General features: G+C 72.4%; 23 protein-coding genes and 1 riboswitch. Of the genes, 8 read left to right on the forward strand and 15 right to left on the reverse strand.

What is annotated here, in order from left to right:
- Positions 1–10: 10 nt before the first annotated feature.
- Positions 11–105, forward strand: a riboswitch (TPP riboswitch).
- The 4 genes from ACYSUO_RS08390 (at position 95) to thiD (ending at position 3,934) form a co-directional block, all read left to right on the forward strand.
- Positions 95–1,495: a purine-cytosine permease family protein gene (locus ACYSUO_RS08390; RefSeq protein WP_461775404.1), complete on the forward strand. Its 1,401-nt coding sequence runs from the start codon at positions 95–97 to the stop codon at positions 1,493–1,495. Its footprint overlaps the riboswitch before it by 11 nt.
- An 86-nt stretch (positions 1,496–1,581) precedes the next feature.
- Positions 1,582–2,403: a hydroxyethylthiazole kinase gene (gene thiM / locus ACYSUO_RS08395; protein ID WP_461775405.1), complete on the forward strand. Its 822-nt coding sequence runs from the start codon at positions 1,582–1,584 to the stop codon at positions 2,401–2,403.
- The gene (gene thiE / locus ACYSUO_RS08400) at positions 2,400–3,116 is read left to right on the forward strand and encodes a thiamine phosphate synthase (RefSeq protein WP_461775406.1); all 717 of its coding nucleotides are present in this window, start codon (positions 2,400–2,402) and stop codon (positions 3,114–3,116) included. The genes thiM and thiE overlap by 4 nt, the downstream gene beginning before the upstream one ends.
- On the forward strand, positions 3,113–3,934 hold the full coding sequence (thiD, locus tag ACYSUO_RS08405) for a bifunctional hydroxymethylpyrimidine kinase/phosphomethylpyrimidine kinase (protein WP_461775407.1): 822 nt from the start codon (positions 3,113–3,115) through the stop codon (positions 3,932–3,934). Before thiE ends, thiD begins: the two co-directional genes overlap by 4 nt.
- On the opposite strand, the gene ACYSUO_RS08410 is transcribed toward thiD, so the two are convergent.
- From ACYSUO_RS08410 to ACYSUO_RS08440, 7 genes are all read right to left on the reverse strand, one after another.
- On the reverse strand, positions 3,935–4,642 hold the full coding sequence (locus ACYSUO_RS08410) for a plastocyanin/azurin family copper-binding protein (protein ID WP_461775408.1): 708 nt from the start codon (positions 4,640–4,642) through the stop codon (positions 3,935–3,937). It abuts the gene before it with no gap.
- The gene (locus ACYSUO_RS08415) at positions 4,630–5,154 is read right to left on the reverse strand and encodes a hypothetical protein (RefSeq protein ID WP_461775409.1); all 525 of its coding nucleotides are present in this window, start codon (positions 5,152–5,154) and stop codon (positions 4,630–4,632) included. Before ACYSUO_RS08415 ends, ACYSUO_RS08410 begins: the two co-directional genes overlap by 13 nt.
- A 143-nt stretch (positions 5,155–5,297) precedes the next feature.
- Complete coding sequence (locus ACYSUO_RS08420) at positions 5,298–6,398, reverse strand: cupredoxin domain-containing protein (RefSeq protein ID WP_461775410.1); 1,101 nt, start codon at positions 6,396–6,398, stop codon at positions 5,298–5,300.
- 65 nt (positions 6,399–6,463) lie between these two features.
- On the reverse strand, positions 6,464–7,801 hold the full coding sequence (locus ACYSUO_RS08425; RefSeq protein ID WP_461775411.1) for a copper resistance CopC/CopD family protein: 1,338 nt from the start codon (positions 7,799–7,801) through the stop codon (positions 6,464–6,466).
- Positions 7,798–8,433 carry a hypothetical protein gene (locus ACYSUO_RS08430; protein WP_461775412.1) on the reverse strand — a complete coding sequence of 212 codons (636 nt, stop codon included), beginning with the start codon at positions 8,431–8,433 and terminating at the stop codon, positions 7,798–7,800. Before ACYSUO_RS08430 ends, ACYSUO_RS08425 begins: the two co-directional genes overlap by 4 nt.
- 236 nt (positions 8,434–8,669) lie before the next feature.
- Positions 8,670–10,349 (reverse strand): amidohydrolase, encoded by a 1,680-nt coding sequence (locus ACYSUO_RS08435; protein ID WP_461775413.1) that lies wholly within the window; start codon positions 10,347–10,349, stop codon positions 8,670–8,672.
- A gap of 48 nt (positions 10,350–10,397) precedes the next feature.
- Positions 10,398–11,816 (reverse strand): purine-cytosine permease family protein, encoded by a 1,419-nt coding sequence (locus tag ACYSUO_RS08440; protein WP_461775414.1) that lies wholly within the window; start codon positions 11,814–11,816, stop codon positions 10,398–10,400.
- Positions 11,817–11,953: 137 nt separating this feature from the next.
- On the opposite strand from ACYSUO_RS08440, the gene ACYSUO_RS08445 reads away from it, so the two are divergent.
- Positions 11,954–12,568, forward strand: a complete 615-nt coding sequence (locus ACYSUO_RS08445) for a TetR/AcrR family transcriptional regulator (RefSeq protein ID WP_461775415.1) — start codon at positions 11,954–11,956, stop codon at positions 12,566–12,568.
- Positions 12,569–12,673: 105 nt separating this feature from the next.
- On the opposite strand, the gene ACYSUO_RS08450 is transcribed toward ACYSUO_RS08445, so the two are convergent.
- Positions 12,674–15,862 carry a bifunctional cytochrome P450/NADPH--P450 reductase gene (locus tag ACYSUO_RS08450; RefSeq protein WP_461775416.1) on the reverse strand — a complete coding sequence of 1,063 codons (3,189 nt, stop codon included), beginning with the start codon at positions 15,860–15,862 and terminating at the stop codon, positions 12,674–12,676.
- A 236-nt stretch (positions 15,863–16,098) separates the two neighbouring features.
- Between ACYSUO_RS08450 and ACYSUO_RS08455 the strand changes: the two genes are divergently transcribed.
- Positions 16,099–16,713, forward strand: a complete 615-nt coding sequence (locus tag ACYSUO_RS08455; protein WP_461775503.1) for a helix-turn-helix transcriptional regulator — start codon at positions 16,099–16,101, stop codon at positions 16,711–16,713.
- 56 nt (positions 16,714–16,769) lie between these two features.
- On the opposite strand, the gene ACYSUO_RS08460 is transcribed toward ACYSUO_RS08455, so the two are convergent.
- Positions 16,770–17,627 (reverse strand): helix-turn-helix transcriptional regulator, encoded by an 858-nt coding sequence (locus ACYSUO_RS08460; RefSeq protein ID WP_461775417.1) that lies wholly within the window; start codon positions 17,625–17,627, stop codon positions 16,770–16,772.
- Positions 17,628–17,813: 186 nt separating this feature from the next.
- Here ACYSUO_RS08460 and ACYSUO_RS08465 point away from each other — a divergent pair, with 186 nt between their 5' ends.
- Positions 17,814–18,020 (forward strand): tautomerase family protein, encoded by a 207-nt coding sequence (locus ACYSUO_RS08465; RefSeq protein ID WP_461775418.1) that lies wholly within the window; start codon positions 17,814–17,816, stop codon positions 18,018–18,020.
- Between the two features lie 94 nt (positions 18,021–18,114).
- A complete protein-coding gene (locus tag ACYSUO_RS08470) occupies positions 18,115–19,671 on the forward strand; it encodes a serine/threonine-protein kinase (RefSeq protein WP_461775419.1) in 1,557 nt (518 codons plus the stop codon).
- Between the two features lie 58 nt (positions 19,672–19,729).
- Here the strand turns inward: ACYSUO_RS08470 and ACYSUO_RS08475 are convergent, their stop codons facing one another.
- The 6 genes from ACYSUO_RS08475 to ACYSUO_RS08500 form a co-directional block, all read right to left on the reverse strand.
- A complete protein-coding gene (locus tag ACYSUO_RS08475; RefSeq protein WP_461775420.1) occupies positions 19,730–21,145 on the reverse strand; it encodes an MFS transporter in 1,416 nt (471 codons plus the stop codon).
- A 163-nt stretch (positions 21,146–21,308) separates the two neighbouring features.
- The gene (locus tag ACYSUO_RS08480) at positions 21,309–22,751 is read right to left on the reverse strand and encodes an aminopeptidase P family protein (protein WP_461775421.1); all 1,443 of its coding nucleotides are present in this window, start codon (positions 22,749–22,751) and stop codon (positions 21,309–21,311) included.
- Positions 22,748–23,617: an ATP-binding cassette domain-containing protein gene (locus ACYSUO_RS08485; protein WP_461775422.1), complete on the reverse strand. Its 870-nt coding sequence runs from the start codon at positions 23,615–23,617 to the stop codon at positions 22,748–22,750. The genes ACYSUO_RS08480 and ACYSUO_RS08485 overlap by 4 nt, the downstream gene beginning before the upstream one ends.
- A complete protein-coding gene (locus tag ACYSUO_RS08490) occupies positions 23,614–24,501 on the reverse strand; it encodes an ABC transporter ATP-binding protein (RefSeq protein WP_461775423.1) in 888 nt (295 codons plus the stop codon). The genes ACYSUO_RS08485 and ACYSUO_RS08490 overlap by 4 nt, the downstream gene beginning before the upstream one ends.
- Positions 24,498–25,493 carry an ABC transporter permease gene (locus ACYSUO_RS08495; protein ID WP_266717189.1) on the reverse strand — a complete coding sequence of 332 codons (996 nt, stop codon included), beginning with the start codon at positions 25,491–25,493 and terminating at the stop codon, positions 24,498–24,500. Before ACYSUO_RS08495 ends, ACYSUO_RS08490 begins: the two co-directional genes overlap by 4 nt.
- Positions 25,493–26,452: an ABC transporter permease gene (locus tag ACYSUO_RS08500; protein WP_461775424.1), complete on the reverse strand. Its 960-nt coding sequence runs from the start codon at positions 26,450–26,452 to the stop codon at positions 25,493–25,495. Before ACYSUO_RS08500 ends, ACYSUO_RS08495 begins: the two co-directional genes overlap by 1 nt.
- Positions 26,453–26,456: the final 4 nt, after the last annotated feature.

The following is a 26,456-nucleotide window of genomic DNA, read 5'->3' on the forward strand; positions in this document are numbered from 1 at the left end:
CTGGCCGCCGTAACCGGACACGGGGTGCCCCACCAGAGGGCTGAGAACACACCCGTCGAACCTGAACCAGTTCGTACTGGCGGAGGGATGTCTCATGCCTGTCGCGCATGTTTCCAGTGGCCTGCCTGCCGACCGCGAGAGCGGCGCCTTCGACGGGCGGATGCCCGCGGCACCCGGCGACCTCGGCATCGAGGGGCACGGCATCGAACCGGTGCCCGAAGGCAACCGCTACGGCGGGGCCGGGCGCCTGTTCACCGTGTGGTTCGCCCCGAACCTGACCATGACCGGCGTCTTCACCGGCACCGTCGGCATCGCGCTCGGACTCGACTTCACCACCGCGCTCGCCGCCGTCGTGCTCGGCACCCTGGTCGGCGCGGTGCCGACCGCCTACCTGGGGACGTGGGGAAGTCGGACCGGGGCGGGGCAATTGCCGCTGGCCGGGCTCGCGTTCGGGCGGGGCGTCGTGCTGCCGGGCGTGCTGCAGTGGCTGTCGTCCATCGCGTGGGACGCGCTGATCGGCCTGTTCGGCGGTGACGCGCTGGCCCGGCTGTTCGGCTGGCCGTTCTGGGCCGGCGTCCTCGTCATGCTGCTCGCCCAGGGCCTGCTCGGTGTCTTCGGCTACGAGGCCATCCACCGGCTGCAGATCGTCATGACCTTCGTGCTCGGCGCCGCGTTCGCGCTGATCGCCTGGCGGCTGCTCGACGGCGTGCACCCCGCCGCCCACGCCTCCGTGCACGGGGCCGACCGTGTCGGCGCGTTCGTCCTGACCAGCACCATCGCGCTGAGCCTCAGCCTGTCCTGGGCGCCGTACGCCAGCGACTTCAGCCGCTACTTGCCCGCCGCCACCTCCCGTACCCGCATGTTCTGGTACACGCTGCTCGGCCTGCTGGTGTCGTTCGTGGCCGTCCAGGCGCTCGGGCTGTGGGGCGCCTCCGTGCTGACCGACCAGACGGCCGCCGGGGTCGACGAGATCCTCGGCGGGGGAGCGGTCGGCGCGTTCGGGCTGCTCGCCGTGGCGCTGGCCGCGCTGTGCAGCAACGCCATGAACGACTACAGCGGCTCGCTCGCCCTGCAGACCATCGGCGTGCGCATCCCGCGCCCGGTGGCCGCCGCCCTCGCCGCCGCACTGGGCTTCCCGCTCGTGCTGTGGATGCACGCCGCCGACACCACCGCGCGGTTCCAGAATGTGCTGCTGTTCGTCGGGTACTGGATCCCCGGCTTCGTGGCGATCGTCCTCGTCGACTGGCGCGCGCGGGCCAGGGCGCGGGCCGGAGCGCCGATCGACCTCGCCGCCGAGCGCGAGCGGCGAGAGCCTACCTGGCCGGCGCTGCTGGCCTTTGTGGTGGCCTTCGCCGCGGCGGTCCCGTTCATGGACACCAGCCTGTACGTGGGCCCGGTGGCCGAAGCACTGCACGGCGCGGACGTGTCGTACTACGTGGCGTTCCTCGTGGCCGCCGCCGTGTACGCGCCGCTGCGGCTGCGGCGACGCGGCTGACCTGCCGTACGAGCCCCGCACCTCGCACCACCTGTACTTCTCGCACCACCTGTACTTGTCTCACCTCCTGTACCTGGAGTCACCCCATGCCTCAGACGTCCCCCGGCCGCCCCGACGACCTCGTCGCCTTCGCGGCGCAGGCGCTCGGGCGCGTACAGCAGGACGCACCGCTGGTGCAGTGCCTGACCAACGCGGTGGTCACCGGGTTCACCGCCAACGTGCTGCTCGCGGTCGGCGCCGCGCCCGCCATGGTCGACATCCCCGACGAGGCCGGGCCCTTCGCCCGCGTGGCCTCGGGCGTGCTGGTCAACCTCGGCACCCCGCGCGCCGAGCAGCGCGCCGCGATGCCCGAGGCGGCGCGGGCCGCGGCCGAGGCGGGCACGCCGTGGGTGCTCGACCCGGTGGCCATCGGCGCGCTGCCCGTACGCACGGCGCTCGCCGCCGACCTGCTCGCGCTGCGGCCGACGGTGATCAGGGGCAACGCCTCCGAGATCATCGCGCTCGCGGGCGCGGGTGGCGGCGGCCGGGGCGTGGACGCCTCGCATGGTGTCGACGACGCCGAGGACGCGGCAGCGCAGCTCGCGCGGACGGCGGGCAGCGTGGTCGCCGTGTCGGGCCCCGTGGACTACGTCACCGACGGCACCCGCAGTGCCCGGATCGCCAACGGGGACGCGCTGCTGATCCGCGTGACCGGTGGCGGATGCGCGCTGGGCGCGGTGATGGCCGCGTTCGCCGCGGTGGACGAGGACCGCTTCGCGACGACCGTCGCCGCCGCCACCGCGTACACCGTCGCCGCCGAGTCAGCTGCCCGGACCGCGGCCGGTCCCGGCAGCTTCGCCGTCGCATTCCTGGACGCGCTCGCCGCGCTCACCCCGGAGGACCTCGCGAAGCGGGCGGAGGTGTCATGACGGCGCGTCCGCACCTAGTGGCTGCCGGTGTCGACCTGTCGGTGTATCTGGTCACCGACACCGCGCAGTGCGTGGCCCGCGGCCGGACCGTGGCCGAGACCGTCGAGCAGGCCGTGGCCGGAGGTGTCACCGCCGTACAGATCCGGGAGAAGCACGCGAGCGGGCGGGAGTTCCTGCGCACCGTCCTGGACGTCGCCGAGGTCCTGCCCGAGCAGGTCGCCCTGATCGTCAACGACCGGGTCGACGTGTTCCTGGCCGCGCGGGCGAACGGCGCACGCGTCACGGGCGTGCACGTGGGCCAGTCCGACCTGCCCGCCAGCTCCGTACGTCAACTCATCGGCGAGGGTTCGGTGTTGGGTCTGAGCGCGGCCACCGCCGAGGAGCTGCGCGCCGCCGCGACATCCGCCGCCCGCGTCGACCACGTCGGCATCGGCGCCCTGCACGCCACCCGTACCAAGGCCGACGCCCCCGAGCCGCTAGGCCTCGACGGCTTCGCCGCACTGGCCCGGCTGAGCGAGCTGCCCGCCGTGGCCATCGGCGGCGTCACCCCCGCCGACCTGCCGCGCCTGCGGGCCGCGGGAGCGGCAGGTGCCGCGATCGTCTCGGGCATCTGCGCCGCCGACGACCCCCGGGCCGCCGCCCGGACCTACGCCGACGCGTGGTCCGACAGCGCCGACCCACGTCCCCGTATCCGAAAGGACGTCTCCGCATGACCGAGACACCGCCCGCGGTCGCGCCGCCCCGCGTGCTCACCATCGCCGGGTCCGACTCCGGCGGAGGCGCCGGGATCCAGGCCGACCTCAAGACCATGCTGGCCCTCGGCGCGCACGGCATGAGCGTGCTCACCGCCGTGACGGCCCAGAACTCCCTTGGCGTACAAGGTGCTTGGAGCCTCCCGCTCGACGCCGTGCGCACCCAGTACCGCAGCGTCGTTGACGACATCGGCGTGCAGGCGCTCAAGACCGGCATGCTCGCCGACCCCGACATGGTCGTCACGGTCGCCGAGCTGCTGTCCGAGGCGCCGGCCCCCGTCGTCGTCGACCCCGTCAGCGTCTCCAAGCACGGCGACCGGCTGCTCGCCGACGACGCGATCGACGCCGTACGGGACCGCTTGCTGCCGGTGGCGACGGTGGTCACGCCGAACCTCGACGAGGTAGCCGAACTCACCGGCGTCGCCGTCGAGGCCGACACCGCGGAACGTGACATGCGGCGGGCCGCCGAGCGGCTGCTCGCCTATGGCCCCCGCTGGGTGCTCATCAAGGGCGGTCACCTGCCCGGCGAGGCCGTCGACCTGCTCACCGACGGCACGGACGAGCACTGGCTGCGTTCGCCGCGCCACGACAACGCCCATACCCACGGCACGGGTTGCACCCTCGCCTCGGCCGTCGCGGTCGGCCTGGCGCAAGGGCATGAGGTGCCGGAGGCGGTGCGCCGGGCGAAGGAGTACGTCACCGGGGCGATCGCGGCGGGGTTCGCGCTGGGGGCCGGGATCGGGCCCGTCGGCCATGGGTGGCGGTTCCGGGCGGTGTGATCACTTCCCTTCGGTGGTGTGCGCGGAGGCCGTCGCCGCGCGGGAGCCGACCAGGAGCAGGCAGAGCACGGCGCACCCGGCGACGATCCCGGCCAGGACGAGCAGCGGGTCGAGCGGGCGGGCGGCGCCGACGGCCTGGGGCGCCGGGGTCTGCTCCGCTTGCGGTGTGGGGGATGCGGGGGCCGGTGGCGCGGCGGCCGCACTGCTGTGGTGTTCGGACGGCGAGGGTGTCGAGGGTGTCGAGCTGGTCGTGGGGCTCGCGCTCGACGTCTTGGTGGGTGTCGGGCCGGCGTGCTCGTGGGTGTGTGCGGCCTCCGGGGGAGGGGTGCTGGGAGCCGGGGCGCGGGTCGTCGCTGCGGCCTTGACGACGATTCCGCCGGTCATCCCGGGATGCACGGTGCAGACGTAGCCGTACGAGCCCGACTTGGTGAACGTATGGCTCCAGGTGCCGCCCTTGTCGAGCATCGGTGAGTGGATCGAGGCCGGGCCCGACGTGGTCTTGACGTCGTGCGGCGCGGTGTCCTGGTTGACCCAGGTGACACTGTCGCCGACCGGGATCGTGAGCGTACGGGGCCCGAACTTGTAGTCCGACATGAGGACTTGGTGACCCGCCGCGTGGGCGGCGGGCACGGGGAGGAACACGACGGTGCCGGAGCCCATCACGGTGGCGAGCGCGAGGTGGGCGGCGCGGTGGGTCAGGCGGGGCATGTGAACTCCGCGGCGACGAGCAGACGCAGCTGGTCTGCGGGGCGGATGCGGGACAGGGCGAAGCCCGTGGTGCGGCGCAGGTGGCCGTAGGGGACGCGGGCGGTTCCGAGGACGAGGAGTGTGTCGTCGGTGCGGGACACGACACGCAGGGGCAGCGTCGCGGGGACGCCGGGAACGGTCGGGTCGGCCGTGGCCAGCTCGCCGTGGACGAGCAACTTGGCGCCGTCCGCCCGTGATTCGAGGGCGCTGCTGACGAAGGAGAGCTCGTCGCCGCCGAGCGCGTCACCGGTGAGCCTGAGGGCCAGCACGCAGTCGTCGGGCGACGGCGCGACGGTGAGCGTCGCCTCGTCGGCGGTGACACGGCGACGCAAGGTGGTCAACGGGCCGAGCCGGGCGGTGACTTCGACGATGCAGCGGTCTCCGGCGGCGGCGTACGCGCCGGGGCGTGGCAGCCAGGAAGGGCCGGGGCCGGGTGGTGCGGTGGGCGGGGCGGGCAGTGTCTGAGTGGTCATGTGTGCGCTCATGACAGGTACCTCGGTTCACGAGGGAGGGGCATGGCATTGGGCAGGTCGTTTGGGGACAATGGCGGCGGTGGCGGGCCGGCCGACTGCGACTCGGCCGGCCCGCCGTCACACGCTTCGTCCGCGACCTCGGTTCAGCAGGAGGTCGAGACGTAGTTGATCGACGGCGCGAGGAGGTGCTCCGCCCAGACCGTGTGCATCTTGACGTACGCGTCGGGGTTGAGGATGTCCGCCACCTGCTGGCCCGGGGACTCCTCCAGGTGGGCCTTGTTGACGTGCTGGAGCAGGACGCCGAGTGTGTCGTCGAGGACGGAACCGCCGCCCTCCACGGTGGGCTCGAGGATCGACTCGACCCAGACGGTGTGCATCTTGATGTAGCTGTCGAGCTTCAGCGCGTCCTGGACCTGCTGGCCGGGGGACTCCTCCAGGTGGGCCTTGTTGAGGTGCTGGAGGATGGGCAGGAGGACCTGCTGGACGCTCTGGCACTGCCCGGCGTCGTCACCGTCGTCGCCACCGCCGGAGCCGCCGCTCGACCCTCCGGTGGCGCCGCCCATGGAGCCGCCGGACTCGTGGCCCCCGGACGAACCCCCGGAGGAGCCGCCGGTGGAACCGCCCGTCGAGCCGCCGGATCCGCTGCCGCCGGTCGAGCCACCGGAGCCGGAGCCGCCCGTGCTTCCGGAACCACCTGTGCTGCCCGAACCACCTGTGTCCGAACCGCCCGCCCCGCCCCCGGAGTCGTCAGCCACCACCGTGATCGAGGCGACCATGTCGGGGTGCACGGCACAGTAGTACTCGTAGGTTCCGGGCTTGGTGAAGGTGTACGACCAGCTGTCGCCCTTCTCCATCGTGCCGGAGTCGAACTTCGCGGGGCCGCTGGTCGCGGTGACCGTGTGCGGAGCGGTGTCCTCGTTGACCCACTTCACGGTCTCGCCGACCTTGACGGTCATCTTGGTCTGCGCGAACTTCATGTCCGCGATCTTCATGGTGTGGTCGGCTTCATCTGCCGCGGCGGCGGGCCGCTGCTCCTGCGTCTGGGCCATCGAGTGGGCCTCGGCGGCCGGTTGGGCCGCGGTGGTGGCGGGAGCCGCTGCTCCGTCGGCCGCCTGGAGGAGGCCGAGGCAGCCCACGGACGCCAGGGCGGCGCCGAGCCCGGCCGCGAGCAGCACACGATTGCCGCGCCGGGACGGTGGCCGCTGCTGCACCTGTGTGTCGCGATCGGAAACGTCAGTGGTCATGAACGTACTTCTCCTCACGGATCCCTGCGGATCGGCTTTTGGGTTGGGTGATGGTGGTACGCGGGTCAACGGCCGGGAGCGGCGGTGACCAGCAAACTCGTCGCGGCGAGCACGACGAGGACGAGCCCCGTCTCGGCCGCGACCGAGTAGACGAAGGGCCGTACGGTCGCGCGGTCCCCGCGCAGCAGAACGGCGATGTCGAGCCGGGTGCGGACCCAGCCGCGACTGCGCTGGGCGATGAGCAACACCCCGGCGAGCAGAGCGAGTTTGACGAGCAGCAGTTGCCCGTAGCCGGTGGCGAAGAGGGCGCCGAACGAGCCGACGACCTGCCAGGTGAGTACGGCTCCGGCTGCCGCGATCGCCGCGACGGACACCCCGGCGAGCATCGAGTAGCCGGAAACGGCCGTCGACATCTCGTCCGGACGCCGACGCGGCAGCACGCCGGCCAATAGCAGGGTGAGCCCGCCCAGCCACAGCGAGATGCCCAGCAGATGGACGAGGTCGGCGACCGCGCCCCAACCCGGGTGACTGCCCTCGGTGTTGTGGCCCGCCATGCCCGTGGTGCGCAGCAGCCCCAGGCAGACGACGGCCGCGCCGACCCGCCAGCCGGGCGACCGTGCGGCGCGCTCGCCGTTCTGCAGCAGCGCGGCGAGCACCACCGCCGCGAGCACCCACATCAGGGCCCGGCACGCCAGGGCGACACCGACCTCGCTGCCCAGTAGGTCGACGTATGTGGAGGCCTTGAACGCGTCGCCGATCGGGCCCATCGCGCCGTACGCGCCCTGCAGCCCGGCCGTCGCCACGGTGGCGGCGAGCCCGGCCGCCCAGGACGAGGCGAGGATGCGCCGGGTCCTGCGCTCCCGTGTGCCCGCGGGCCACAGCATTGCCACGAAGGCCAGCCCGCCGACGTACAGCGCCAGCGCGAGATATCCGACCCAGCGGGCGACGGCCCAGGCGGTGCGGACCGTGCCGGACGGCCCGACCGCGGGCGCGGCGGCGTCGTCCGTGGATGTGTGGTCCGGAGCGGCGGAACCGGCGTGCGCGGGGAGGGTGAAGGACAGTGACCCGGAGGTCGGATGCCCGTCCTCCTTGCTGCGTACATGCCAATCAAGAGCGAGGCGACGGCCGGCTTCCTTGGCCTTGCGCTGGGGGATGGCGGCGGAAACGGTGTCACGGCCCTTCTCCTGCGTGAGCGCCAACTCGTCGCCCCCCAAGGCGACATGGAGGTCGGCGAGGTCGACGGGCTCGGTGAAGGTGAGTGTGACTTCCTTCGGGGGCTCGTCGAGACGGGCCCCGCTCTTGGGGGACGAGGACTCCAGCTCGGTGTGTGCGGAGGCGGCGGGGGTCGTGAACAGAAGTGCCACGAGGGCGAGAACGACGACGTAGAGCGAGCGAGTTCTCACGGCGTCAACTCCGTGAGCAGGGCGGGGTCGGAGGCGAGGCCGACACAGGGGGGTGCCTCTTCAGCGGATGTGGTCTCGTCGCCACCGTTGGTCAGGCCATCCAGAAGCCCGGTCACAGGGGTGAGCGCCCCCTTCAGGAGCGGCTGCACGAGGCGGACTTCTCCGTCCGCGCACGACGGCGACGTCGAGGGGGAGGAGGGAGATGGCGAGGGGGTGGCGGACGGCGGTGATGAAGGAGTCGGCGAGGTCGGCGACGTGTGGCCGGAATGGCCGGAGTCGTCGGGGAAGCCGCTGGAATTGTCGTGCCCCTCATGGTTGCCCGCCGCTTCCCCCGCTCCTTCCGTACCGCCGCCGGGAATTCCACCCACGGGCAGCACGCCGGGGTCCCCGGTTCCTGCACCCTCGGAATCCGAGGTGGGGGACTGGGTCGGTGTCGGTTCGGGGCTGCCGGGGGCGGACGGGGCGGCGGGCGCCTCGACGGTCGGTGGGGCGGAGCCGGTTGTGGTCTGGCCGGCCGTGGCGCCGATGCCGGACGCGTAGCCGAGGACGATGATCACGGTGGCGGCGAGTGCGCCGGCCACGAGCTCGTCACGGTGGTCTCCTGGCCAGGAAGCCCTGGCGAAGAAGGACATGAATTTCCTCCTGACGGCGGACCTGCAATGCCAAGGAGTGCATCGACGTCAGGAGTCCCGGTGGATACGCGTCAGTTAATGCGCGGTTTCATTGCCTCATTTCTGCGACCCGGTCCGCTGTGAGAAAGGTCGTCACCGGTGGAATGCACGCATTGCCGTACAGAGGGAAATGGCGAAAGGGAACAAGGATCCCATCAATTCTTCACGGGATGCCCTTTCTTGCATATGCCCGGCTTTCAGGCCTCGTGGACCACGTCCCCCGCCACCACGACGAGTTCGGCGACGGTGCCGGGGATGTCCTCGGGGGCGGCCCGGAGGATGTCGCGGGAGAGCACGGCGAAGTCCGCGACCTTGCCCACGGAAAGTGAACCCCGTTCGTCCTCAAGGAAGTTGGCGTACGCCGAACCCATCGTGTAGGCGTGCACGGCCGTCGCCACGTCGACCGTCTCCTCGGGCATCCACGCCGGGCCGCCTGCCAGCGGCTTGCGGGTGGCGGCCGTGTAGATGCCGATCATCGGGTCCATCTCCGCGACGTTCCAGTCGCTGGAGAACGCGAGGGTCGCGCCGGCCGCGTCGAGGGTGCGCATCGGCCACGCCTTGTGCCAGCGATCCGCGCCGACGTTCGCCGCCCAGTCCTGGCCGGGGCCCGCGATCTCCGGTGCGCAGTGCCGCGGCTGCATGCACGCCACGACCCCGAGCCCGGCGAAGCGCGGCGCGTCCGCCGGGTCGAGGCACTCCACGTGCACGACCTGGTGGCGGGCGTCGCGCGGCCCGTTGACGGCGCGAGCCTGCTCGACGGCGTCCAGGACGGTGCGGATGCCCCGGTCGCCGGTGGCGTGCACGAAGCACTGGAAACCACGGGCGTCCAGCTTCGTGAGCAGGTCGGCGAACTCCTCGGCCGGATAGAAGGTCTCGCCCCGGTGACCCCCGCAGCCGGTCGAGTACGGTTCGAGGAGCGCGGCCGTGCGCGGCTCCACGACGTCGTCGATGTAGAGCTTGAGCGGGCCGAGCCGCATCCGCTCGTCGCGGTACGCGCGCGTGGCGGCCTCGAAGTCGTCGAGGTCCGCGTCGGAGGTGCCGCGCGGGTGGAACAGGGCGGCGACGAGCCGCGAGCGCAGCCGCCCCTCCGCCCTGGCCCGCTCGAACAGGGCCAGGTCGTCCAGGGAGTTCTGCGGCTCCACCACCGTGGTGATGCCGAACCGGATCGCGTCGTCGAGCGACTTCACGAGCCGCCCGTACTGCCGCTCGGGCGACGCCCACGGCACTCCGAGCTCGCGTAGCGCCCGGTGGCCGTCGCGGGACAGCCCGCGCACCGCGAAGTCCCTTATGAATCCGGTGGGTTCACCGGTCGTCGGGTCGGTCTGGGCGATACCGAAGGGGAGTTCCGTGCGGTCGGCGCGGACACCGAGCCGGTCAAGGGCCGCCGTGTTGAGCCAGGCCGTGTGCACGTCGTAGCTCAGGACCATGGCGGGGGTGTCACCGGTGACCGGGTCGAGGTCCGCGGCCGTGGGCATCCGGCCGTCCGGCAGCGCCGAGTAGTCGAACGCCTCGGCCTCGATCCAGGCGGCGTCCGGGTTCCGCTCGCGCCACGCGGAGATGCGGTCGTGGATCTCCGAAAGGCTTGCCGCACTGGCGAGTTGGACGCAGGCGTCGTCCGAGCCGAGCCGGACGTGGTTGTGGGCGTCGATGAACCCGGGCAGCACGAGCCGCCCGTCCGCGTCGACGACCCGGGTGTCCGGGCCGGTCCAGGCCCCGGCGTCCGCGTCGTCGCCGAGCCACACGATCCGCCCGTCGTGCACGGCGAGCGCCTCGGCAGCGGGCAGCTCCGGATCGACGGTGTGGATGCGGGCGCCGCGCAGGACGAGGTCGGCGGCGACGGGGGCGGGCTCGGGGGAGCGGTGCTGTGCGCGTGCCATGGGGGTGCGGTTCTTTCTCGTACGAGGGGTGGGGTGAGGGAAGGGGTGTCACGCGGTGTGCGGGCGCGCGCTGGAGCGGGCGAGCGCCGCGTACACGACGGCCGCGACGACGGCGCCGAGGGCGCTGAGGTCCATGCCGCCGAGCGGGACCACGAGCGGGCCGCGCCACAGGGCGCTGTCGCAGGTGAGCGCCGCGAAGACCATGCCGACGACCAGGGCGGTGAGGCCGGCGGGGCTGAAGCCGGCGCGGTACCAGTAGCGGCCCGCGCGTCCGGTGTGCAGGGACTCGGCGTCGTAGCGGCAGCGGCGCAGCACCATGTCGGTGAGGAAGACACCGCCCCACGGCGCGAACACGATGACGAGCAGCGAGAGGAACGACAGCAGCGACTCCGTGAAGTCGACCAGGAACAGCGCCGCGAGCGAACCGGCGGCCGTCACCGCCGCGCTGATCAGGATCGCCTTCGCGCGGCTCCAAGGGATGCCGAGGACCTGGAGGTTGAGGCTCGACGAGTACAGCGTGATGATCGAGTTGGTGACCGAGCCGCCGAGTACCAGGGAGAGGAACAGCGGCTGGAACCAGGTCGGCAGCAGCCCCTGCGTCCCGGCCACCGCGTCCGTGAGGTCGGCCTGCGTCGCGGCCGCCGCGCCGGCGACGCCGAGGGCCACCGAGGAGATGAGTCCGCCGAGCGCCCCGTTCCAGGTGAGCGCGCGCATCGTGGTGGTCGCCGGCAGGTAGCGGGTGTAGTCGGCGGGCATCGGCACATAGCTGATCGGCCCGGCGAGGACCACGACGAACGCGAGGGACCAGGCGGCCGCGCCGCCCGGCGCGGGCGCGGCGCCGGTGTCCGTGCCCGGCAGCAGGAACAGCAGCATCGCCGCGAACCCGATGGTCAGCGCGTACGCCATCCAGCGCTCGGCCCACTGCACGGTGGCGTGGCCCCACAGGGCGACGGCGAAGGTGAGGGCCAGGGTGGCGGCGAGGCTCGCGGCGCGGGCGGCGGTGCCGTGCCAGCCGAGTTCGGCGCAGATCGCCTGGAGCGCGAGGACACCGACGACGGTGTTCACGATGGTGTAGCCGATGCTGACGATCCAGTTCAGCAGGCCCGCAGGCCAGTTGCCGCGCACGCCGAACGCGGCGCGGGAGATCACCAGCGTCGCCGTGCCCGTCCGTACGCCGCTCATGCCTGCCGCGCTGATGGCGAAGAACGTCAGGCCGCCGAGGACGACCGCGAGCACGGCCTCCCAGAAGGACAGTCCGAACGAGACGGCGAGCGCGCCGTTGATGACGTAGGTGAACGTCAGGTTCGAACCGAACCAGAGCCAGAACAGGTCCCGTGCCCCGCCGTGCCGTTCGGACTCGGGGATCGGGTCGATGCCGTGCTCCTCGACCTGGAACACCTCGTCCCGGGCCGGCTGCGGGGGCGCGTCCGGCGTGGGGGCGTTCCGTGCGGTCGGGTGTGCCGTCATGCCGCCGCCTCTCGTCGCAGGGGAACGGCTTGAATGCCGTTCAAGAAACTTGAATGGCATTCAAGATGCGGCGGAGTGCCGCCCCGCGTCAAGAGGTAGGCTGCGATCAGTACGAACAGAGGTGAGGGGCGGCACGGATGGCAGGGTCGACAGCGGCACGGCCGGGGCGGCCGGGCGGCGATCTGCGGACCCGTACGCTCCAGGAGGCGACGGCCGTCGTCGCCGAGCAGGGCCTCGCGTCCCTGACCATGGCCTCGCTCGCCAAGCGGCTCGGCACCAGCGGCGGCCACCTGCTCTACTACTTCGGCTCGAAGAACCTGCTGCTCGTCGAGGCCCTGCGGTACAGCGAGGCCGCGCTCACCGAGGAGCGGGCGGGGCTGCTGGCCCGCCGGGTGACTCCGGCCCGCCGGCTCGACCTCTTCCTGGACCTGTATCTGCCGGCCGGCCCCCGCGACCCGCGCTGGATGCTCTGGATCGAGCTGTGGGCACGATCCGGCGCCGACGACGAACTGCGCGCCGCGCAGCAGGAGTTGGACCAGGGCTGGCAGCGCGACCTGGAGGCGATCCTCACCAAGGGAGTGGACCGCGGCGCCTTCGCCGTCGACGACGTCCCCGGCCGCGCGGCCCAACTCCTCGCGCTGCTCGACGGTTTGAGCACCCGCGTCGTCCTGGGCCAGCCGGGCGCCGAACGCCGCCAGGCCCTGACCGCGGCGCGCTCGGCGGCGGCGGCGCTGGTGCCGGCGGCGGACTGACGCCTTACCGCGTTACGGCAAGCCGTCAGCGGGTCGGTCGGCTGCCCCGCACCGGCGTAGCGCAGTGACAGCCGGAGCCGGCCCGCTGGGGTGGGGCATGCGCGGTCAGCCCCCGTACACGTCCTCCACGTAGCGGCCCTCGGCCATCAGCTCCGTGAGCCACTGTTCGGCCGCGGACTCGTCGGCTCCCGGGGTGCGCTCGCGGTGGAGTGCCCGGAACGCGGCGCGGACGCCGGGGGCCATCCGGGCGCCGTCCCCGCACACGTACACCCGCGCCCCCGCGTCGAGGAGGCGGCCGATCTCCGCGCCCTCGGCGGCGATGCGGTGCTGGACGAAGGCGTGGCCCTCGACCGGCGCGTCGCTGAAGACGGGGCGGAGCGAGATCGCGCCCGCGGCGTCGGCGGCGCGGAGTTCGTCGGCATGCATGAAGTCCCGCTCGGGGTGGTCGCAGCCGAAGTAGAGGAGCGCGGGCGGCAGCTGGGTGCCCTGCGCCGCTCGGTCGGCGACCACTCCGCGGAACGGGGCGAGTCCCGTCCCTGCGGCGATCATGATGACGGGTTCCGGAGTGTCCGGGGCGATGCGGAAGGCGTCGCGGCACGGCTGGACGCGGCCGAGGACGGTGTCGCCGGGGCGCAGGGCGGCCAGGTGGTGCGAGCCCGTGCCCCGGTAGCGGCCGTTGCCGGAGGCGGCGGGCGCGTCGAGTACGGACACCATCAGGTCGACGTGGCCCGGGAGTTCGGCCGGGCTGGACGAGATCGAGTAGTGGCGCGGGCGCAGCGGCGGAAGGAGGCCCAGGAGGCGGTTCCAGTCGAGGGCTTCGCGCAGCGCCGGGTGGTCCTCGACCAGGTCAAGGAAAGTGCGCGGGTCGTCGGCGGACAGCTCCCGCAGCGCGGCGGCCTCCGGCGGGCAGGGGTTCGCGGCGGCGAGCGCGGCCACCTCGTCCGGGCCCGGACGGTGCTGCAACTCCACGTGGTACGTGAGCAGTTCGCGTACGGTCACGGGCCGGTCGAGGGGCGGGGCGTCGCGCCGCGGGCGGGAGTCACGGATGTCGAGCACCGCGTCCGGGTCGAGGTCGAGGACCTTGAGCGCGCGGTCGACGAGCCCGTCCTCGTGCGCGGGCAGCACCGCGAGGTGGTCGCCGGTCCGGTACGACACACCATCGGGCAGCGCGAGCCGCACGAACCGCTTGACGCGGGGGTGGCCGGGCGCCGTCAGGTCCCGCGCCTCGGTGACGGTCAGCGGAGCGAGCCCGTGCCGGGCCACCGCGGCGTCCAGCGGCCCACCGGTGATCTCCCGGATCTCGTACGGGGTGGTGGGCTCGACGGGGGTGTTCGCGGCAGTGGCCTCCGGGTCCCCGTATTGCTCCAGGAGCGCGGTGCGCAGGTCGGCGGTGAAGGTGCGGACGGTGCCGCCCAGGTCGCCGGAGGCGTCGGCGGCGGCCCGCTCGCACAGCCGCTCGGCGCCCTGCGCGGCCAGGCGCTCGTCGATGCGGGTGGGGAAGTGCTGGTAGGTGGCGGCCCAGTTGCGGTCGCCGACACCGAGCACGGCGTACCCCACGCCGTTCGAAGGTGCCTCGGCGTCGAGCCGGGCGGCGAACTGCCCGGCGTCGTCTGTGGGTCGGCCGTTGTAGGACGCGGCGACGATCACCACGGGCCGGTCGGTCGGCAGACCCTCCGCGTACGCGTCCAGCGGTGCGACCTCCGTCTCGCAGCCGAGCGCGGCGGCCTCGTCGGCTAGCTGGGCGGCGAGCCCCGTGCAGGTGCCGTAGTTGCTGCCGTGCAGGAACAGGGCGCGAGTGCCGGGCAGTACCCGCGTCGGCAGTGTGTCGGCCACCAGGTCCGCCTCGGCCTTGCCGGTGGCGCCGGGCAGGGGAGTGTGTCGGCGGTCGGCCGGGGTGCGCGGCGCGAGGGTGAGGGTGAAGCCGTCGGGCTTCAGGGTGAGGGTCTCCTTCACGGAGAGCTCGTAGTCGGCGTGATCGACCAGACGGTAGCGGTGCACGAGCATCGCGAGCAGCATCGTCGCCTCGTGCAGCGCGAACTGCCGCCCGATGCAGGCCCGTTCACCGGTGCCGAAGGGCTTGAAGGCGTGCGGGGAACGCGCCGCCTCGGCTTCGGGCGTGAACCGGTTCGGGTCGAAGCGCTCCGGGTTGTCGCCCCACACCGGCTGCCGGTGCAGCATCGGCGACATGACGGTCACGGCCTGCCCCGCGCGCAGCGGAATGCGGCCGCCGAGCAAGGTGTCCTCGCGGGCCTCCCGACTGAACGCGGCGGCCGTGGGCCACAGCCGCAGCGCCTCGTTGAGGACCTGCCGGGTGTACGTGAGCCGGCCGACCTCGTCGAAGTCCGGCGCCGGGTCCGTGGTGTCACCCCACAGGGCGTCCACCTCGCGGCGTACGAGATCGAGGGCGGCCGGGTTCTTGGCGAGGTAGTACAGGGCGAAGGACATGGCGCCCGACGTCGTCTCGTGCCCGGCGATCAGGAACGTGATGACCTGGTTGCGGATGTTGGCGGTGTCCAACGTGGAGCCGTCCTGCGGGTGCTGCGCCGTCAGCATCAGGCCGAGCAGGTCGTCGGTGTGCCGCTCGCCGCTCTCGACGCGCGCGCTGATCACGTCGTCGACGACCTGGGCGAGATAGTCGGCGTCGGCGCGGAACGCCGCGTCGACGGCCTCGTAGTCGCCGCCCGGCACCCGCGCCAGGCGCTTCATGCTCCACTCCAGGCAGCGCACCATCGCCTCGACGAACGGGTGCGGCTCGCTGCTCGCGAAGGAGGCGAAGTCGTAGCCGAATCCGGCGAGTCCGATGGTGTCGAGCGTCATCCGCGTCATGTCACCGGGCACGTCGACCGGGCTGCCGTCGGCCGCGGCCAGGTCCCAGGAGTCGACGAGGCGGCGCGCGACCTCGTACATCACCGGGTGGTACGTCCGCATGGAGCCGAGCGCGAAGGCCGGCATCAGGATGTCGTGGGCGCGCACCCAGTTCGGCTCGTCGTTGTAGGCGGTGAACAGGCCGTCGGCGGCGAACTCGCGGACGTTGCGCAGCGCGGGCCCGATGCTCTTGGTGAATCGGGTCTCGTCGGCGAGCTCGGTGACGAGGTCGAGGTCGGAGACGAACAGGGCGTCCCGGCCGTGCACCCGCCGCACCAGCTGCGGACCGTGCTCCCGCATCAGGCCCATGATCTGCTGCAGCGGTCCGGGGCCGAGGCCGGTGGCGGTGACGTCGACGACGGGGACACCGGCGGCGGCGTAGGCGCTGTCGTCGGGCGTGGGGGAGGGGGCGGGCGCGGAGTCCGGCATGGTGGGGCGGTGCCTTTCGCGAGGGGGAACCTGCTGGCGCAGCGTGGGGGAGCTGCGTCTTCCAGCTTGATCCGCTCCCCCTGCCGGCCAGTCCAGGTCCACTACATGATTGTGTAGTGGCTGACGGTGTATCGGACTTGTGCGCGGGCGCCGTCCGTGGCACGGCGGTACGTACGGAGGCGGGAGGCGAGGCGTCGGTGGACACCGGGGACGCCGTGGTGTGGCGCAATCGCGCGATGGTGCTGTTCGACCGGATCCCGATGCCGGTCGCGGTGTGCGATCCCTACGGTGACGTACGGCTGGTGAACGCCGCGTTCGCCCTGGAGTGGGGCACCACCGCGGGCCGCCTCAAGGGGCGCGCGATCCTCGACCTGTTCGTGCCGGTCGACGCGGCGCAGGTCGACCGGATCGCACAGGCGCTGAAGGCGCGCCGCCGCTCGCGCTACACGGTGGCGGTGGCCTGGCGCGGCGGCGACGGGGCGCGGCGCCGGGGCGAGTTGATCGTCGACACGGTGAGCGAGACCGCGAGCCGCGTGCCCGATCTGCTGGTGACGGTACGGGTGCTCGACACGGCCGTCGTGTCCGACCCGAAGCCGTCCGCGTCCGCGCCCGCGCACCCGCAGGAGGCGCGGATACTGGAGCTGCTCGCGGCGGGCGCGACGACGGCCCGCGCGGCACGCGAGACCGGCCTGACGACCGACGGCGTCACCTACCACCTGCGCCAACTGTCGCGCCGCTGGGGCGCGTCGAACCGTACGGAACTGGTGGCGCGGGCGTACGCGGAGGGCGTGCTGGTTGCAGGGGTGTGGCCGCCGCGGCTCGCGTCGCCGCCGCCGGAAGCAGGTGCCTGACGGGGCGTCACAGGGAAACGGGCGCCTGACGGTGCGTCACTGGAGTCCGCGACCGGTCATTGCGGGGTGTCGGTGAGTTGTGTCCCGATGACGGCGAGCAGCTCCAGCTTGTCCGCGCTGTCGGTGCCCAGCGCGGGCGTGAACCACAGCAGCCGCTGTCGGCCGTCCTCGCTGAACAGGTTGAGGCAGTTGACCTCCAGCGTGCCGAGGCTGGGGTGGTTGATGCGCTTGCGGTCGTTCGCCCGGACCTTGACCTCGTGCCGGGCCCACAGGGCGGCGAACTCGGCGGAGCGCGCGGTCAGTTCCGCGATGAGGGTGCGGGCCTCGGGGTCCTTCGCGTCGCGGCGCGCCGCCGCGGACCGCAGATCGGCGACGAACGCGCTGGACTGCGCCTCGTGATCCGCCTCGGGGTACAGGCGTCGCGCGTCGGGGTCCGTGAACCAGCGGTGCACGAAGCTCACGTTCTTGCCGCGGAAGCGCGCATGGTCGCCGAGCAGCGCGACCGCGAGCGGGTTCTGCACGAGCGTGACGTGCAGATCGGTGATGACCTGCGCCGGCGTCGAGGTCAGCCGTGTAAGCAGATCCAGCATGCCGGGATGAACATGCGCCCGCGGCCCTCCGACGGCGGGCAGCGGGCGGTCGGCGAGGCGGTACAGATAGTCGCGCTCGTCCGACGTCAGGCGCAGCGCGCGGGCCAGCGCCGCGAGCATCTGCTCCGAGGGTTGGGAGCCCGCGCCCCGCTCCAGCTCGTTGTAGTAGTCGACCGAGGCGCCCGCGAGCTGCGCCACCTCCTCGCGGCGCAGCCCCGGCACCCGGCGGCGCGGACCGGTGATCAGGCCGACGTCCTCGGGGCGGATGCGTTCGCGGCGCGAGCGCAGGAAGGCGCCGAGCTCGGTGTACTTGAGAGAAGCCACGCACCCAGTCTGCGCGCATGGGGCCCGCCGGTGGGCCGCCGACCCAGGGGATGTCATCCCCTGGCACGCAGGCCGCGGGCGCCGCATCGTGGCCAAGGCGGACGACCAGGTCGCGACGCTGAGCAAGGCGCCGCCCACCACCCCACCTCGTGTAAGCAACGAATGATTGTGAAAGGAACGCACCCCATGCCCTTCGCCAACCTCAAGGTTCCCTCCGACACGCTCACGGCGGCCTCCAAGAAGAAGTTGCAGGACGCCGTCACCGACGCGTTCGTGGACGTCTACGGAGAGCGCGCCCGCGCCACCACTCTCGTCATCCTCGAAGAGGTCGCCGACGGCGGCTGGAGCCTGGGCGGCACCGTCCTCAACGCCGGGATGCTCGGGCGCAGTTGAGCGTGGCGGGCACCTTCCGCGGGGCCGGGTGAACACACCCGGCCCCGTCCCTCGTATCCCTGGACGAGATACCGGCCGCGGGCTCAACGGAGGGATGACCATGGTCGAGGGGTACGGGTCCGCCGCAGGCACGGTCGCCGGGCGGTACCGGCTCCTGGAGGTCGTCCACCGGGAGACGAACCACGTCTGCTGGCGCGGTGAGGACCTGGAGGCCGGGCGCCCCCGACTGCTCACACGGATCCTGCTCCCGGACGACACGGACCGGAAGGCCGCCCGCCGCATCACCGCGCGCGTCCTGCGAACCGCCGAGGCCGTCCGGCTGCTGAGGCCGGGCCGGGTCGCGACGGTGGTCGACGCGGTCGCGGAAGCCGGGGTGCTGTGGACCGTCACCGAGGGGATCGAAGGACTACCCCTGGGGGAACTCCTCGACGTGGAGGGGCCGTTCACCTACATGCGGGCGGCCCGGATCGGCCTCGAGCTGCTCGACGTGCTGGACGCCGCCCACGCGCAGGGCATCACCCACGGCGAACTCGGCCCCGGCCAGGTGTTCGTGCGCGACCGGGGCGGCATCGTGCTCACCGGCTTCGGCCTCGCCGGCGCCACCCTGGCCCCGAGGATCACCGCGCCCGCGTACGCCTCCCCGGAACAGGCCCGCGACGAACGCATCGGGCCCGCATCCGACCTGTGGGCACTCGGCGCGCTGCTGTACCGCATGGTCGAGGGACGGCCGCCCTACCGCGACCGGGGCCCGTCCGAACTCACGCTGCGGAGCGTGGACCGGCAGCCGCTGCGCGCCCCGCAGCGGGCCGGCTCGCTGACCCGGGCCGTGGAGGGGCTGCTGCGCAAGGACTCCCGGGAGCGGCTTCCCCGAGGCGTGGTGCGTGAGGTCCTCAGCCGCGTACTGGACGAGGATCCGGACGCGGTCGCGGCGCCACCGCCACCGCCCCGGCTGCGCGGCTGCGCGTACGCGGCGGCCCGGAGGGCGGGCCGGGCCTGGGGCGGGCGGGCCATGGCGGTGGGAACCACACTGGCCGTCGTCACGGTGACGGTCGCGGTCCTGGCCGTCACCCACCAGTCGTCCGGAACCGGCTCGTCGGGCTCCGCCTCGCCCGGCGGTGCCTCGGGACGCGCCACTTCCCCGCGGCCCACCGCCTCCTCCACCCCGTCCGGCACGGCGCCTGCCCTGCCGCCCGGTTTCCGCCGCTACGACGCGCCCGAGGGCTTCTCCCTCGCCCTGCCGGAGGGCTGGCGGCGCCAGGGCATCACGCGCGCGCCGGACGGCGCCTACCGCGTCGACTTCGGGGCGAGCGGGGACGCCCGCGGCTTGGCCGTCACGTACACCGAACGCGTCGACCGGGACCCGGTCGCCGTCTGGCGCGACAATGTGGAACCCGGACTGCGGCAGCGGACCGGCTACCGGCGCGTCGGGGACATCCGCGGCACGACCTACCAGGGGTACCGGGCCGCCGACATGGAGTGGCTCGCCGGCAGCGGGGACGAGCGGGTGCGGACCTTCGGGCGCGGCTTCCGCCTCGGCGGCGAGCGCGGCTTCTCCCTGCGCTGGACGACTCCCGCCGACGCCTTCACTGCCAGCACGAACCGGCAGGCGCTGCGCGTCGTGTTGAAGTCGTTCGACCCGGGCAGGGTGTGACACGCAAGAGCCCGGGCCGCCCGCGAAGGGGCGACCCGGGCACTTACGTAGAGGGCGGTTACGCCGGGCTCTCGCCCGCCTCCAGTTCCACATCCTTCGTCTCCTTGCTGCACAGCAGCGCGACGAGGGTGAGGACGGCCATCGCCGACAGGTAGACGCCGACCAGCCACGGAGAGCCGTCGCCGGCCTCCCACAGCGCCACCGCGATGAAGGGGGCGACGGCCGCGCCGAGGACGGAGCTGACGTTGTAGGAGATGCCGGAGCCGGTGTAGCGCACGGACGTCGGGAACATCTCCGGGAGCAGCGCGCCCATCGGGCCGAAGGTCAGGCCCATCAGCGTGAAGCCGAGGACCAGCCACAGCACCACACCGAGCGTGCCGAGCCCGATCAGCGGCACCCACACCAGGCCGAACACGAAGATGCCCGCGGTGATCCACGCCAGCGTCTTGCGGCGGCCGTACTTGTCGGCCAGCGGCCCGGAGATGAGCGTGAACGCGGCGAAGAAGACCACGCCGAAGATCAGCATCAGCACGAACGTGGTGTAGCTGTAGCCGAGCCCGGGGACGGCGGCGTCCTTCGCGGTGCGGCCGTAGCTCAGCGAGAACGTCGTCATCAGGTAGAAGAGCACGTACGTCGCCAGCATCGCGAAGGTGCCGAGGATCAGCTGCTTCCAGTGGTGCCGGAACACGGTCGCCAGCGGCAGCTTGCGGACCTTCTTGGTCTCCTGCGTCTTGGTGAAGACCTCCGCCTCGACCAGGCGCGTGCGCACCCACAGGCCGATCGCGACCATCACGGCCGAGAACAGGAACGGGATCCGCCAGCCCCACGACAGGAACGCCTGCGAAGGCTGCGAGGGGTCGGCGCCCGCCGCGGACGGCAGCAGGGCGGCGATGACCAGGAAGAGGCCGTTGCCGATGATGAACCCGAGCGGCGCGCCCAGCTGCGGGAACGTGCCCCACAGCGCCCGCTTGCCCGGAGGCGCGTTCTCCGTGGCGACCAGCGCCGCGCCGCTCCACTCGCCGCCGAGCGCGAAGCCCTGCGCGAGCCGCATCAGCACGAGGAACGCGGTGGCGACCCAGCCGATCGACCCGTACGTGGGCAGCACGCCGATCAGGAAGGTGGCGATGCCCATCGTGAGCAGCGAGACGACCAGCGTCTTCTTGCGGCCGAGCCGGTCACCGAGGTGCCCGAAGAAGGCCGCGCCGATGGGCCGGGCCACCATCGCGGCGCCGAACACGGCGAACGACGACAGGAGCGCGGTGGTCGGGTCGCTGCTGGGGAAGAAGAGCGCGGGGAAGACGAGTACGGCGGCCGTCGCGTAGACGTAGAAGTCGTAGAACTCGATCGTCGTCCCGATGAGGCTGGCGATCAGGACCCGCGAGCGCGGGTTGAGCGGCGCGGCCGGGTTCGGGCCGGAGGCGGGTGACGGCGCGGCAGACGTGGCAGGGGCCGGGCCGGTGGCAGAAGCGGACATCTTCGGGTCAATCCCAGGGGTGTTGCGGTGTGCGTCCACCGGCACTCGACGCCGGCGACCCTCGTACCGGTCGGACGGTACGAGGATCACAACCCTTTCATGTGTCTCACTGACCGGTAATGAGTGTTCGATATATGAGACACGTAAGGATGTGGCGGTCCGGCTACGCCGCCATCCACCGCTCCAACCCGGCCGCGTCCAGCGGCAGTTCGGCCGACAGCACCTCCGAACCGGACCCGGTCACCAGAATGTCGTCCTCGATGCGTGCCCCGATGCCGCGCAGCTCCGGCGGCACCGTCGTGTCATGGGCGTGGAAGTACAGGCCCGGCTCGACCGTGAGCACCATGCCGGGGGCCATGCGGGCGCCCTGGTACGCGGAGTAGTCGGCGCGGGCGCAGTCGTGCACGTCGAGGCCGAGGTGGTGGCCGATGCCGCACACCAGATAGCGGCGGTGGTGCTGGCCCTTGGGGGAGAGGGCCTCGTCCACGGAGACCGGAAGCAGCCCCCAGTCGTCCAGGCCGCGCGCGACCACCTCCATCGACGCCGTGTGGAAGTCGGCCCACTCCCGCCCCGGGCCCACCGCGTCGAGCCCGGCCCGGTGCGCGCGCTCCACCAGGTCGTGCACGGAACGCTGGGCGTCGGTGAAGCGGCCGGACGCCGGGAAGGTGCGGGTGACGTCGGCCGTGTAGTAGCTGTTCGTCTCGACGCCCATGTCCAGGAGCACCGCCGCGTCCTCGGCCACGGGCCCGTCGCAACGCACCCAGTGCAGGGTCGCGGCGTTGCGACCGCTGCCCACGATCGTGGCGTAGCCGGGGCCGTTCCCGTACGTGCGGGCGTAGCGGTCGAAGGTGCCCTGAAGCCAGCGCTCGCCACCGCCGCGCACGGCCGCGGGGAACTCGCGGACCACCGCGGCGAAGCCCTCGACCGTACGGTTCACGGCCTCGCGCAGCTGGCCGATCTCCCACGCGTCCTTGACCATGCGCAGCTCGGAGAGTGTGCGGCCGAGGTCGGCGGAGAACGCGATGCCGTGGCGGCGGGCCGTGTCCGGATCCAGCGGGCCGGTGAGCAGTGGGCCCTGCGACGCGCACGCGGCCAGCGCCTCGTCCAGGGCACCGAGCGGCGCCGTGTCCACGCGCAGCGCCTCGCGCCAGTCGTCCAGGCCGGGGGCCGGGCCCACCCACAGTTCGCCGTGCGCCGCGTCCGCGAAGAACGCGGTCTCGCCGGGGCGGGCCGGCGGCGGCAGATACAGCACCGCGTCGTGCCCGCCGGGCGCGGGACGCAGCACCAGAACGGCGTCCTCGACCGCGCACCCGGTCAGCCAGTAGAAGTCGCTGTCGGGCCGGAAGTCGTACGCGGTGTCATTGCTGCGCACCGGGGCCCGTCCGGCGGCGACCACGAGCGGCCGACCGGCGAACTGAGCACTGAGCCGCGCCCGGTGCGCGGCGGCCGCATCGGCGACGCCCGGCACGGTGGGCGGCGTACGGTCGGCCTCGTCCCACCCCTGGCCCATGTACGCGGCGAAGTCCGGCAGTTCGGCCAGGCGCGGCATCCGGGGGTCCGGGGTGCTCGACCTGGGCACGGAGGTGGCGGGGGTCGTTTCGGTCATGCCGACTCCACTCCTTGAGAGGTCCGGGGAGCGGCACGCCTGCGGCGGTCCCACTCCGGGTTGATGCGCGGGATCGCCCCGAGCAGGGTGCGGGTGTACGCGTCTTGCGGCTGGTCGAAGACGTCCGCGGCGCGGCCGGACTCGACGATACGTCCCTGGTGCATCACCGCCACGCGGTGGGCGATCCGGCGGACCACGGCGAGATCGTGGGCGATGAACAGGTAGGAGAAGCCGTTCTCCCGTTGCAGGCGCAGCAGCAGGTTCATCACCTGGGCCTGCACCGACACGTCGAGTGCGGACACCGCCTCGTCGCAGATCACCAGCTGCGGGCCGACCGTGAGCGCGCGGGCGATGCCGATCCGCTGCGCCTGCCCGCCGGAGAACTGTGCGGGATAGCGCAGCGCGTGGTCCGGGTTGAGGCCGACGCGCTCCATCAGCTCGCGGGTGAAGGCGCGGCGGCCTCCCGGGATGGGCAGGTGCTGGTAGTCGAGCGGGGCGGTCAGGATGCGTTCGACGGTGTGCCGGGGGTTGAGCGAGGAGTACGGGTCCTGGAACACCACTTGTACGTTGCTGCGGAAGCGGGCGAGCGCGGCGCCGCCCGCGCGTGTCACGTCCTCGCCCGCGAACTCCAGGGTGCCGGCGGTGGGTTCCATCAGCTTGGCGACCAGGCGTGCGGTGGTCGACTTGCCGCTGCCGGACTCGCCGACCACGGCGAGTGTCTCGCCGGGGTGGATGTCGAGGCTCACGTCGTCGACCGCGGTGGTCACGGACGTGCGGCCGAGGGAGCCGCGCGTGGTGAACGTCTTGGTCAGCCCGCGGGCGCGCAGCAGTGGTGCGGGCCCGGAGCCGGAGTGGTCGGGGGTCACCGGGAGTCCTCCTGTGCCGCGCCGAGCGGTGTCAGATCGGCGAGCGTCCCGCCGGGCCCGGCCAGTTCGTCGTCGATGCGGGGGATCGCCTCCAACAGCTTTCTCGTATAGGCGTGTTGGGGTGCGCAGAAGACGTCCTCCGTCGTCGCGTACTCCAGTTGCTCGCCGCCCCGCATCACCAGCACGCGGCCCGCCAGGTTGGCGATGACCGCCAGGTCGTGGGTGATGAACAGCATGCCGGTGCTGGTCTGTTGCTGGAGTTCGGTCAGGAGCGTGAGGATCTGGTCCTGCACGGTGACATCGAGGGCGGTGGTCGGCTCGTCCGCGATCAGCAGCGCCGGCTCGCACACCAACGCCATGGCGATCATGACGCGTTGGCGCTGGCCGCCGGAGAACTGGTGCGGGAAGTGGTCCACACGCTCGGCGGGCCTCGGGATGCCGACCTGGCCGAGCGCCTCGACGGCCTGCCTGCGTGCCGCCCGCCGCGATCCGCCGCGGTGGCTGCGGTAGGCCTCGGCGATCTGCAGGCCCACCGTGTAGTACGGGTTGAGCGAGGACAGCGGGTCCTGGAACACCATCGACATCGCGTCACCGCGCAGCCGGCGCAACTCCCGGTCGGGGCGGCCGAGCAGCTCGCGGCCCTGGAAGCGGACGCTGCCGCTGGTGCGCGCGCCGCGCGGGAGCAGGCCCATGACCGCGAGCGAGGTCATGGACTTCCCGCTGCCGGACTCGCCGACGATGCCGAGGGTCTCGCCCCGCTCGACGGTGAACGACAGATCGCGGACGACGTCGACGGGCCCGCGCCCGGTGGGGAACGTGACCGTCAGCCCTTCGACCGTCAACAGACCGTCCGTAGAAGCGCGTTGGTTGGGGAAATCAGTCATGACGCGGTGATCCTCACGCGCGGGTCCAGGAAGGTGTAGAGGACGTCGACGACGAGGTTGCCGAGCACCACGAAGAAGGCCGCGAGGAGTGTGACCGCCATGATGACCGGCTGGTCGTTCTTGGAGATCGCGTCGGAGGCCATCTTGCCCACGCCGTTGAGCCCGAAGACGGTCTCGGTGATGATCGCCCCGCCGAGCAGCCCCGCGAAGTCCATGCCGAAGAGTGTGGTGATGGGGGTGAGCGCGGGGCGCAGCGCGTGCCGGCGCATCAGCAGCGTCGGCCGCAGACCCTTCGCCCGCGCCGTGCGCACGAAGTTCTCGGAGAGGGTGTCGATGACGTTGGAGCGGGTCAACCGCGCGTACAGACAGGCGTATCCGGTGGCGAGCACGATCCACGGCATCAGATACGACTCGAGCCACATCTGCGGGTCGTCGCCGAAGGAGACCGCCGCGGGGAAGGGCAGGATCTGGAGCTTGACCACGAGCACGTACTGCAGGGCAAGCGCCAGTACGTAGTTGGGGATGCTGGAGCCGCCGAGCGCGAGGCTCATCGCGCCGCGGTCCCACCAGGTGCCCTCCTTGACGCCGCTGAGCAGCCCGCAGGCCACCCCGGCCAGCAGCCACAGCACGGCCGCGCCGATCGCGACGGTCGCGCTCACCGGCAGCCGCTGGAGCACCATGTCCCAGACGGACTGGCCGCTCTGGAAGCTGTAGCCGAGGCAGGGTGCGTGGCAGTGGACGAGGTTCGCGCCGCTGCCGTAGTCGCGGCCGACGACGATGCCGCTGAGGAAGTCCCACAGCTGGGTGAAGAACGGCAGATCGAGACCGAGGGACGACCTGATGGTCTCGATCCGCTCCGCCGTGCAGGTTTTGCCGCAGATCATCACGGCCGGGTCGGGGGAGAGCTGGAAGAAGATCAGATACGTGAAGACGCAGACGGCCACGAGGATGAGCGCCACCCAGGCGAGGCGTCCGGCGAGATAACGGGCCATCAGACGGCCTCCCCCGCGTCGAGGGCGTGCCGGATCCGGTCGCCGAGCACGGTCAGCGAGAGCACCGTGCCGAAGAGGAAGGCGCCGGGGATCGCGAAGTACAGGGGGTCGACCTGGTACCAGGAGACCGAACTCGCGATCATCTGCCCCCACGACGCCGTCGGCGGGGTGACACCGACACCGAGGAAGGACAGACCCGCCTCGGTGCCGATGTAGCCGGGCACCGACAACGTCGCCATCACCAGGACCGAGTTGCGCAGATTCGGCAGGATCTCCTTGAACACCAGTGGCCACTTGGCCGCGCCCGAAGCCCTGGCCGCCTCGACGAACTCCCGCTCGGCCAGCGCCAGCGTCTGCCCGCGCACCACGCGCGCCAGATAAGGCCAGCCGAACACGCTGAGCACGACGACAAGGAGCGGCGCCCGGCCACTGCCCGGCAGCGCGGACAGGATCGCGATCATGAAGATGAGCGCGGGGAACGCCATCAGGAAGTCCATGAGCCGGGAGATCACCGTGTCCACCCAGCCGCGCAGGAACCCGGCGAGCACCCCGAGCACCGTGCCGATCGCGGTGGTGATCAGGGTGGCCGCGACGGCGATCAGAAGCGAGGTACGGGCCCCGTATGCGATCCGCGCCAGCACGTCGCGGCCGTTCTGCGGCTCGACGCCGAACCAGTGCTCGGCGCTGATCCCGCCGAACGAGCCGCGCGGCAGGCCGCCGATGTCGGTGTCGACGGCCGCGCGGTCGAAGGCGTCCGGGCCGTGCCCCGTGATCATGGTGAGCAGCGGGGCGAACAGCGCCATCAGGACGATCAGGAGCAGGAAGGCGGTGCTGAGCACCGCCCCGACATCGCGGGACAGGGCGTGCAGGACCCGGCGCCCGGTGGAGCCGGGCAGCTCGGTGCCCGGCGGCGCGCCGGCCGTGCCCGGCTGCGCCTCTTGGAGGACGGAAGTGGACATGGCG

It is taken from the genome of Streptomyces sp. UC4497 (genome assembly GCF_054871485.1).